Raw genomic sequence first — 9,327 nt, 5'->3', positions numbered from 1 at the left:
TTACGGCTTTGGATTTATCTAGAGTAGGCTTGACTTATTTACCCCCAGAAATATGCCAATTGTCTCAGCTGCAAGAGCTTAATTTAAGCCGAAACCAGCTCGCCTCTCTGCCTGCAGGAATAAGCCAGTTATCTCAGCTGCAAGAGTTTAACTTACATAGAAATCAGCTCACCGCCCTTCCGACAGAGATAGGGCAGTTGTCTCAGCTGCAATGGCTTGACTTAAGCCAAAACCAGCTCACCTCCCTTCCGGTAGAGATAGGGCAGCTATCACAGCTACAAGAGCTTGACTTACATAGAAATCAGCTCACCTCCCTTCCGGCAGAGATAGGGCGGCTACCAGAGCTCCGAGCACTTTACTTAAAAAATAACCAGCTTATCACTCTTCCGGCAGAGATAGGGCAGCTATCGCAGCTGGGAACGCTTGAATTAGACAGCAACCAGCTCACCACTCTTCCAACCGAGATATGGCAGCTGTCTCAGCTTAAATTGCTTTACTTAGATAACAACCAGCTTACCACTCTTCCTGCAGAGATAGGGCAGCTGTCTCAGCTGCAAGTGCTTGACTTAAATCAAAACCAGCTCACCGCTCTGCCTACAAAAATTGGTCAGCTGTCTCAACTACGAGTGCTTAAATTAGGCCAAAACCAGCTAACCACACTTCCTACAGAAATCGAGCAGCTGCCTCAGCTGCAAACGCTTGAATTAGCGGAAAATCCTTTGAAAGATATCGCCAAAAAAATAAGGCAGCGTTTTCAATTGTAGAATGGTTGTAAGTACTTTTTAAATTGGGGTGAGCTAAAATGAAATATAAAACTTTTAGCCATCTTATCTTTAAAGAAGTAATCGGTTTTTCCTTCCGGCAACTAAGCAAATTTAAACTGACCTACACATTTATAACGACAAGAAGTTTCTCTCTTTTTCTGCAGATTGCTATGGCTGGGAGAACAACCTCTCTTGACAGGAAGAAGCTAGGCGTATTGTATTCCATCATACGGTAGAAGAATTAAAACAAGGCACCAAAAAGAGCCGTTTTTCTCAAATAAGGCAAAGAATCAATCTCATTCTTTTAGCCACACCCAAATTGCCGCGTCACTTAATCCCCAAAACCTGTGGTTGCTCCTGGATGCTTGGAAGGCCTCCACCCTTTCCTTGAATCTATCTGAAAAAAAAGCGAGGCGGATTATCTATGAGATGTTTTTCATTGATAAGGATACAAATTCGTTTGACTTGCTTTTTAAATTTTTTTATATTGCTTCAAAAAACAAAAATGCTGAAAAAGTTATCACTACCCAAGGAAATAAAATGCATCCTATCCCTTCAGCCTCTATTGAAAGCTTGCCCAATGAATTGCTACTCCCTATCTTAGAGGCTTGCGCAGTTCCTTCCTTATTTGGCGTCTGTAAAAGATGGCATCATCTGCTAGCTTCTGAAGTGATGCCTTCTCTTTATAAGCAAATAGGTAAAGTGCATGTTCCTCAAGGAGATATTAACAAGCAGACCTTTATTGTAGATAAAATTTATAAGCTCGAAGATAGACCTTCAGAAATAGAAAAAGTCAAGGCAATCTTTAAACAAGCCTTTGCTCTATCTAAATCTCTTGCTCCCGCGGAGTTAGAATTTAAATGGAAAACCCAGGAAAAGAGATATTATACGCTAGCTAATTATTCCTCTTATCTTATTAGCATTAATCGCCTGCTAATGTGGAAAACACTGCCTGGTGGAGGGGAGTTCTTAGATCAAGAAAAGATCAAGTATTTACCTTTAGAAAAACAAGGAGAGCTTCTTAGAGATTGGATTGCAGAAAATCGTGAAAACATCACGGCTTTAGATTTATCTAGAATAGGCTTGACTTATTTACCCCCAGAAATATGCCAGTTATCTCAGCTGCAAACGCTTGACTTAAGAGAAAACCAGCTTACCGCTCTGCCTGCAGGAATCGGGCAGTTGTCTGAGCTACAAATTCTTGGCTTAGGAGAAAACGAGCTCACCAACCTGCCTGCACAAATCGGGCAATTGTCTAAGCTGCACACGCTTGAATTAGATCAAAACCAGCTCACCAGCCTTCCTGCAGAAATTGGGCAGCTGTCTAAGCTGCAAAGGCTTGAATTAAATCAAAACCAGCTCACCACTTTGCCTGCAGAAATTGGGCGGCTGTCTGAGCTGCAATATCTTTACTTAAATCAAAACCAGCTCACCAGCCTTCCTGCAGAAATCGGGCAGCTATCTCAGCTGCAAAGGCTTGAATTAAATCAAAACCAGCTCACCACTTTGCCTGCAGAAATTGGGCGGCTGTCCCAGCTGGAATGGCTTGACTTAAGAGAAAACCAGCTCTCCGCTCTGCCTGCAGAAATCGGGCAATTGTCTAAGCTGCACACGCTTGAATTAGATCAAAACCAGCTCACCAGCCTTCCTGCAGAAATTGGGCAGCTGTCTAAGCTGCAAAGGCTTGAATTAAATCAAAACCAGCTCACCACTTTGCCTGCAGAAATTGGGCGGCTGTCTGAGCTGCAAAGGCTTTGCTTAAATCAAAACCAGCTCTCCGCTCTGCCTGCAGAAATCGGGCAATTGTCTCAGCTGCGACATCTTGACTTAGATCAAAACCAGCTCACCAGCCTTCCTGCAGAAGCCGGGCAATTGTCTCAGCTGAAAGGGCTTTACTTAAATCAAAACCAGCTCTCCGCTCTGCCTACAGAAATAGGGCAGCTGCCTCAGCTGCAATGGCTTGAATTAGCGGAAAATCCTTTGAAAGATATCGCCGAAAAATAAGACAGTGTTTTCAATTGTAGAATAGACTTAAATACTTTTTAAATGGGGATGAGCTAGAATGAAATAAAAAAACTTTCAGCCCTCTTATCTTTAAACAAGTAATCCGCTTTCCTTCCCGCAACTAAGCAAGTCTAAACTAACCTACACATTTATAAGGACAAGGAGCTTTTCTCTTTTTCTGCAGAGTGTTATGGCTGTGAGAACAACTTTTCTTGACAGGAAGAAGCTAGGCATATTGTATTCCATCATTCGGTAGAAGGATTAAAACAAGGCACCAAAAAGAGCCGTTTTTCTCAAATACAAAGAATCAATCTTATTCTTTTAGCCAAACCAAAATAAGGACATTTGCCATTAGCTGGCATTTAACCTAATTTTTTTCTGATTGATATTTTTTATCAACAATTTTCCATTAGGGCATCTGTTTAGCTAGTGAAACAAAGTCTTTTCTTTATCAGCTAAAAACTGAGCTTTCTGAATAAGAAAGCTAAAAGCAATCTTCAAGCACGTTTTTACTTGAGCTAACTCTTTTCTCCCTGCGAAGCTAAAGTAAAATCGACCAGAAAATATTTCAGAAAAAATATACAGCGGAATAGATTAAAAAAAATTCATATGTAAATTTTATTTTTAAATCATAAAATTTCATTATAAATAGATTGTCTCTTGCCCTTTAAGTTTATTCTTGGTTAAGCTATTTCTGTTATTTAATTTTGGTTAGTTCATGAAAAAGCTTATTTGCTTATTTATTATTTTATTCATCAATTCCTACGGTGCCTATACGCAAGAGCTCCTCTCTTCTTCATTATTACCTTCCTTGCATGAGTGGCAAAATCCTACTTATGTATTTGATTCAGTAAATATCATGACCGGCCAGTACACGGAAGCTCAAAACGATTTACATCTTAGCGGGCCGGCTCCTCTCAGTCTGCGCAGATATCACACGGGAGAAGACTGTTTTTTATCGGGATGGCAGTGTAACTTCCCTAACCTATTTAACACATCTACGCCAGGAGAGGCAGGCCATTTTACCTCTACGCACAAAATTTCGTATGAATATGATCAGCAAAATCGCTTAAAAGCTGTAAAAGTCTCTGACTTTGCTGATGAACATCTTTATAGCTGGCTGAAAATTCAACATAGCGATGATCCTTATAAGCAATGTATCATTCAAACCCATGATAACCAACAAGTCACCTATCGCTTCCATAATCCTTGTTTAATTGCCGAAGTCATTTCCTCGAGCGCTCCTTCTATTGCTTATCACTATCAAAAGCACCCTTCCCAAGAAGGTTATCTCATCAGCCGACGCGAATTACCAGAAGGCCGTTATGTAGAATATGAATATTATGAAAAAGACCATCCTCATGCCGGGAAAGTTAAAGTTCAAAAAAGCCCTGTAGGAGAAGATGCCACAGCTATTGTTACTCGTAGGTTTGTTTATCATGAAGGGTATACGGAGGTCTATGATGCTCTTAATTGCAAAACCATTTATCGCTTCTGCGATGGATATATAACAGATATTGAAAATTACGATTCAGCCGGCCAATTTTTTCGCCTAGAAAAATTAATATGGACTCAAGCTTCAGAGAAAAAGAAAAACAGCAAGCAGCTTCGTACGCGTTATATAGCCGATGCTCAGGGTACTATTCTTATTGCCCACTCCTTTTCTTATGACACCCATCATCGTTTAATTAAAGAAACCCTATATGGCAACCTTACTGGCACATGCACGCTAGCTATTCAAATAGGCCACGATGGTTATCCTTTAAAAAATGGGATAGAGCACTATAGCATAACCTATGAATATGCAAATGATCTTTTAAAAAGTACAGAAGAAGATAATGGAAAAAAAATAATTTATGCATATTTCCCTAATACTCCCTACCCTCAGTCCAAGTTAACATGCATTAACAACAAAATTATTCTAAGAGAATTTTACTCTTACAATCAAGCTGGGCAGGTCACCAGTATTGGCAAAGACGATGGATCTTCAAAAAATATAAACGACCTTACCAACGTCAGCGAAAGGCAGATAAAAACGATTAGCTATCGTACGGACCATCCTGCCTTAGGTTTACCAGAAAGCATAGAAGAGAGGGCATTAAATCTTTCTACCGGCCAAACTCATCTTATAAAAAAAATCATCTATCTCTACAACCACCAAGCGAAGGTTATTCAAGAAGACTATTACGATGCAAATAATCAGCATTATTATTCCATCAACAACACGTATGATGAACGCCAAAAGCTTATTACTTCCTCAGATGAAGTTAAAGGGCTTACCGAGAAAAGTTATGATTTAAATGGCAACCTATTAAAACAAACATGTATCAGCCCTACAGGTATTTTTCAACAAATTATCCATGCCTATGATTTTGCCAATCGTTTAATTAGTAGTGAAGTTTCAGATAACAATAATCAGACTAAAAAAACTTATTTTCATTATGATTTAAAAGGCAATAAGAGAGCATTTATTGACGAGTGTGGTAATCAAACTACCTATGAATATGATAGCTTAGGTCGTGAGACTCAAGTGATTTATCCGGCCGTCATGGACGAAAACTTTAACCTTATCAATCCCTCTAAGCAGACAAGCTATGATGTACTCAATCGCGTGATAGCTCAAACGGATGCAAAAGGTTGTACTACTTACACCCAATACAATGTTTATGGTAAGCCTATCCTTATCCTCTATCCTGATCAAAGAGTGGAAAAATTTATTTATAATTTGGATGGATCCTTAAAAGTTGCCTTTGATATTCAAGGAAATTATACAGTTTATCATCGTGACCCCTTAGGGCGACTCTTTAAAAATGAAGCTTTTGACAAAACAGGCGCTTTATACAAAGCCACTACTTTTATTCATAATGCCTTCCATTTATTAGAAGCAAGAGAGGCCTCAGATCGAAGAATTTGCTATAAATATAACTATATGGGTCGTTTACAAGCTCTCGAGCAAATGACAGGTAAAACTATTAGTAAGCGATTAACATATGAATATAATCATTTAGGTCAGCAAACCGTTTCTAAAGAATGGTATGGCACCCATCTTGAGAATTTTATTGCTACTATTAAAGAATATGATTTTAAAAATGATTTAAAATCTACCCGTCTTGAAGATGCCAACGGTAAGATACAAAAGATGACTTTGGTAGAACCTACCCCTGTACAATCTTCTTCCATTGAAGAGCTTGTCTTCAATCCTCTAGGCCAGCAAGTGCTCCAAGAAGCTGTGACTGACCCATCAGGAAATGTGACTCTCACTCTTTATGATGCGATCAAACGACCTGTGAAGATAACTAAAAAGAACAGCCTAGGTGACATTCTTTTCTTACAAGAATTACAGTGGGATGCGAATAATCATAAAGCCAAGGAAACTTACTTTTTAAGCCACGGGAAAACCATCAGCACAGTATGGCATTATGATTCCTATGATCGCCTTATTAGATGCATTGAAGGATTTGGTACAGTAAGACCTATGACTACCCATTATACTTACAATGAGGCAGGTCAGCTAAGTGCCCTTCTCAAGCCGGATGGGGTAACAATTTTTTATGAATATGATTCACTAGGCAACCTTAACGCCCTTCATTCTTCTGATCTTACGATCCACTATATTCTTTCCTATGATTCTCTCCAGCATATCACCCATATTGAAGATAAAATTCATTCCTTATCTACACGGCGCACCTTTTCTCTCGATGGATATCTATTAGAGGAAGTACAAGGCAACGGATTAAAAACCACCAGGCATTATGATGAGCTCAACCGTTGCATTCAATTAGATCTTCCGGATACATCTTCCATTAAATATAGTTACGACAGTCTCTACCTTAGAAAAATTGAGAGGCAGCGTCTTTTAAAAGATCCCTTGATTCATAAGTATCAAGAGCGAGATTTAAATGGCCATCCGCTGATTAGTGACTTGGCAGGCGGCATAGGTCAAGAGCTACGTAGTTATAATAGTAAAGGTTATCTTACTCATATTTCTACGCCTTTTTGGTCTGAAGCTATTCATTATTTGCCTGAAAAGCCCCAGATTATCGAAAGTATCACTTTTAAAGATCTTACGGGTGAACATAAGCACAATTTTATTTACGATGATCAAAACTACCTAACAAATGAAGCAGGACTTTTTAGCAACACCTACACCTACAACTGGTTAGGAAATCAAACATCTAAAAATTATGAAGAATGCACAATTAATCCTTTGGGGCAGTTAATAGGTTACCATAACACCCAAAATGGTTATGATGCCAACGGCAATTTGAAAGAAAAGATAATGAAAGGCAACAAACTTCGTTTTGAATATGATGCTTTGAATCGCATGATAGCTCTACGCCAGGATAACGGGGAAGTTTATCGATATACTTATGACCTTTTTCATCGGCGCTTGTCAAAGACATGTTTTGATCCTAATGGTGAAAAAAAATGGGAACAAAAATATCTTTATGATGGTTTAAATGAAATTGGAGCAGTCAATGATAAAAATCAAATAACTGAATTGCGTGTGTTAGGTGAGGGGCTAGGAGCAGAAATCGGAAGCGCCGTCCTATTAGAAATAGAAGATCAAGCATACGTTCCTCTCCATGATCATCGCGGCTCAGTCTGTGGACTTATTTCACTTGCCGATCAAACCGTGAGAGAACAAGCCCATTATTCTGCTTTTGGAGAAGAAGAAAGAGGAAACCCCTCCTGCAATAATCCATGGCGTTTTTCAAGTAAAAGAATGGACCCGGAGTCTGCACTTATTTATTTTGGAAAACGTTATTACGATCCTTCCCTAGGCCAATGGACGACACAAGACCCGTTAGGCTCTATGGAAAGCCCTAACCTATATGCTTTTGCCTCTAATAATCCTATCAATCGCATGGATCCCTATGGCCTATTCTCTTTTAGTAACTTGTGGAGCTCTATTTACTCCCAAGTTACCGATATCGGTCAGCAAATTTTCAGCTTACTTCGCAATATGCACGCCTTCATGTCTACACATCTTTCATTAGAACATAATTTTAATGAGAAGATTGAAGGAACAGCCAGCGCCATTTTTGGAAAGCTGACGTTAGGCATCTGTGGCTTTTATATAGGAAAGAATGAAGCGGGGGTGGTAGGGCAAGGAGAAATAAATGACAAAGTAAGAATTACTTTGATTAATGGGATTTTAAATGCTCGCCATGATGTCATGTATAGCCTAGAAATAATTTCAAAATTTCATGGTGGAAATAACATCCACTACATTTTCCGCCCCACAGAAGGATGGACTTACGATTTTCTAAAATCTCTAGCAGTTAGATGTGGATGGGTTTCTCCTCAAGCTAAACAGCTTGCTTCAAAATGGCGGGAATTGATAGCACAAATAGGCGGTGTGGAAGGCGGAGGAAGAATTATTCATTATGCGCATAGTATTGGGGCCTCTGATACCTTAAGAGCTAAAGGCCTTTTATCAGCTGAGGAGCTAAATATGATAGACGTATATACTTTTGGATCTCCTTGCCTACTGGCAGCAGGGGGATTTCAAAATGTGATTAACTATGTAAGTCTGGGAGATGCGGTCTGCTATTTAGATCCCATTACCTATATTAAATCTTTCTTAGATCCTCAAAAGCATATTACATTTTTACCTAGCTCTTGGGGTCTTCCCCTCATAGACCATCAGCTAGGATTTCCCACTTATCGTAAGCTTTTAGAAGCTTTAGGAAAGGAATTTTTAGAAATCTACAGAGTTAGGTAAAAAAATTATTGTAATAGTTCAGATACCCTCTTTTTATTCAGGAGTGCTTGAATGAAATAGATCTTAAGGCAGGATGTTTTAAAATAGTACTTGACCTGACGAACATGCGTTACCTGGCAAAAATTACTTCTACCAGTGGTAACTTATCTAACATTTTTTCTTGTGCAAGTTTTTTCGCATCTAAAAATGTTTGTAAAGACGCCTTGCCAAAGCAATACTCTCTTGTACTGGAGTAAATTCTTAGAGCTCCCTTCTTCCCTGCTTTTATTTTCCCATTTAAATCCTAACGCTTCGAATGAAGAGAGAAGTATAGCTTTAATTGATCATGATTTTAAGGTTAATCGTAGAAATTGGAAAACTATTGCTACGAGCCTTATGAAGTTAGCAAAAGGGGAATTAACTGAACAAATTATTAAGAACTTGAAAACTTCTATTAATATAAGGCTTAATAATGATCCTGCAGCAGCAGAAACTTATCAAGAACAGCTAAACCAACAAGGAAAGACCATTAAGAAATGCTTAGAACAAGGCTTTCATAGAGGAGCGCAAAACTTGCTGCAAGCTTGTCGTGAACCAGAAGCATTATCCTCCTTATTAGAAGTCTCCTCCTCCAGTAATCTATCTTTCCCAAAAGAAGAGTTTTCTGATAGAGTACAAATATTTACAGAACTATTAAAAATAGTAAAAAACATTATAGCTAGGAGAAAAAATGAGTGGACCTATTGAAAGACCACACCAGGACTTGGCAGCTCGAGCAGCTTTTTTAAAAACGTTTACTTTAACTTTTAGCAGCCATTTAAAATTAAATATAGACACTTATAATCGTATAAA

4 protein-coding genes are annotated in these 9,327 nt (G+C 38.8%); all 4 read left to right on the top strand.

All coding sequences use genetic code 11. The features are described 5' to 3' along the window. Positions 1 to 764 (top strand): leucine-rich repeat domain-containing protein (locus DB41_RS09755; protein WP_039386761.1); only part of this gene is annotated, 764 nt, incomplete at its 5' end. Positions 765 to 1,304: 540 nt separating this feature from the next. Further along, positions 1,305 to 2,768, top strand: coding sequence for a leucine-rich repeat domain-containing protein (locus tag DB41_RS10985; RefSeq protein WP_162180950.1), 1,464 nt, complete (start codon positions 1,305 to 1,307; stop codon positions 2,766 to 2,768). Positions 2,769 to 3,486: 718 nt separating this feature from the next. Continuing rightward, on the top strand, positions 3,487 to 8,496 hold the full coding sequence (locus DB41_RS09745; RefSeq protein ID WP_039386756.1) for an RHS repeat-associated core domain-containing protein: 5,010 nt from the start codon (positions 3,487 to 3,489) through the stop codon (positions 8,494 to 8,496). 186 nt (positions 8,497 to 8,682) lie between these two features. Continuing rightward, positions 8,683 to 9,222: a hypothetical protein gene (locus DB41_RS09740; protein ID WP_155117666.1), complete on the top strand. Its 540-nt coding sequence runs from the start codon at positions 8,683 to 8,685 to the stop codon at positions 9,220 to 9,222. Positions 9,223 to 9,327: the final 105 nt, after the last annotated feature.

The organism is Neochlamydia sp. TUME1, assembly GCF_000813645.1.
Lineage (GTDB): Bacteria > Chlamydiota > Chlamydiia > Chlamydiales > Parachlamydiaceae > Neochlamydia.
Note: the sequence above shows the minus strand (reverse complement) of the source record. Positions and strands in the feature narration are given on the sequence as shown.

Bases quoted from the DNA above. Each gene is read 5' to 3' on its own strand.
- DB41_RS09740 (WP_155117666.1), top strand. From the start codon at position 8,683: ATGTTTGTAAAGACGCCTTGCCAAAGCAATACTCTCTTGTACTGGAGT.
- DB41_RS09745 (WP_039386756.1), top strand. From the start codon at position 3,487: ATGAAAAAGCTTATTTGCTTATTTATTATTTTATTCATCAATTCCTAC.
- DB41_RS10985 (WP_162180950.1), top strand. From the start codon at position 1,305: ATGCATCCTATCCCTTCAGCCTCTATTGAAAGCTTGCCCAATGAATTG.